This is a genomic window from Cognatiluteimonas telluris (assembly GCF_011320095.1).
Lineage (GTDB): Bacteria > Pseudomonadota > Gammaproteobacteria > Xanthomonadales > Xanthomonadaceae > Cognatiluteimonas > Cognatiluteimonas telluris.
Genome location: NZ_JAANOY010000083.1, coordinates 1 through 1,495, shown reverse-complemented (window position 1 = coordinate 1,495; position 1,495 = coordinate 1). Strand labels below are relative to the sequence as shown.

General features: G+C 69.4%; 2 protein-coding genes. Both read left to right on the top strand.

Annotated elements, in window-relative coordinates:
• Window positions 1-497: phosphopantetheine-binding protein (locus G7B67_RS13060; protein ID WP_243412382.1), on the top strand; the 497-nt coding region annotated here is incomplete at its 5' end.
• Between the two features lie 67 nt (window positions 498-564).
• Window positions 565-1,495, top strand: a 931-nt coding sequence (locus tag G7B67_RS13055) for a condensation domain-containing protein (RefSeq protein ID WP_207780946.1), incomplete at its 3' end; no start/stop codon positions are given.

Here is a 1,495-nt window from a genome sequence, read left to right as displayed (position 1 = left end):
CGCACTTGCGCAGCGCGCTGGCCGCGCAGGTGGCCGAGCACCTGGTCCCGGCGGCGTTCGTGGTGCTCGACCACCTGCCGCTGACCGCCAACGGCAAGCTCGATCGCGATGCGTTGCCGGCGCCGGACGATGCGTCGGTTCCGCGGTGCGAATACGAAGCGCCGGTGGGGGAGATCGAGCAGGCGTTGGCGGATATCTGGCAGGACCTGCTGGGGCTGGAGCGGGTGGGTCGCCATGACAAGTTTTTCGAACTGGGCGGCCATTCGCTGATGGCGGTACAGGTGGTGTCGCGCCTGCATCGGTCGCAGGGCGTGGAATTGCCGCTGCGCGAACTTTTCACGCAGTCGACGCTCGCCGCGTTGGCGAAAGTGGTTTCTTCGGCCCAGATCGCGGGTTTCGACCAGGCCGATGTACATCGCCTGTCCGATGCCCTCGATGGGATGACGGAAGAAGAGCTGCTGGCGATCTGGGAAGTGGAGAACTCAGTGACGACGTGAACAGCCTCTGCCTGGGCCGAGGCTGTTCGTTTCCGCGAGTGATTCTCCATGTCAAAGACCATCGATCATGTCTGATACCAGCATTGCTCCCCCGCCCATCCGCGACATCGGCGTCGTGCCCGATTCGTTGCGGCTGGAGCAGCAACTGGCGTTCTGGCAGGGGCACCTGTCGGGGGCGCCGGCGTTGCTGGAGTTGCCGAGTGACCGGCCGCGGCCGGCGCAGCAGAGCTATCGGGGGGCGGCGCTGCGGGCGCAGGTGCCGGCGGCGTTGCTGGCCGGGCTGCAGGCGCTGGGCCAGCGCCATGGGGCGACGCTGTTCATGACCCTGCTGGCGGGCTGGTCGGTGGTGCTGTCGCGCTGGAGCGGGCAGGACGAGGTGGTGGTGGGGACCCCGGTGGCCAACCGCCCGCGTCTGGAGCTGGAGGGGCTGGTGGGATTTTTCGCCAACACCCTGGCCCTGCGGGTGTCGCTGGCCGGGGAACCGAGCGTGGCGCAGGTGCTGGCGCAGGTCCAGGCGACCACGCAGGCGGCCTACGCGCACCAGGAGGTGCCGTTCGAGCAGGTGGTCGAACGCCTGGCCCCGGCGCGCAGCCTGAGCCATGCGCCGGTGTTCCAGGTGATGCTGAGCCTGGACAACACGCCCGGGGCGGGGGTGGAGGCCTTGGCCGGGGTGGCGTTGTCGCCCCTGCCCCAGGCCCAGGCCACGACCCAGTTCGACCTGTCGCTGGCGCTGAGCCAGTCGGGGGACGGCTTGGCGGTGCAGCTGGACTACGCCACCGACCTGTACGACGCGGCGACGATGGAGCGGTTGCTGGCGCATTGGCAGCGGGTGTTGGCCGCGATGGTGGCCGACCCGGGGCAGCCGGTGGGCACGCTGGCGCTGCTGGATGCGGGCGAGCGGCAGCAGTTGCTGCATGATTTCAACGCCACCGCGGTGGCGTATCCGGACCAGGCGCGGATCCATGAGCTGTTCCAGGCGCAGGTGGGGCGCACGCCGG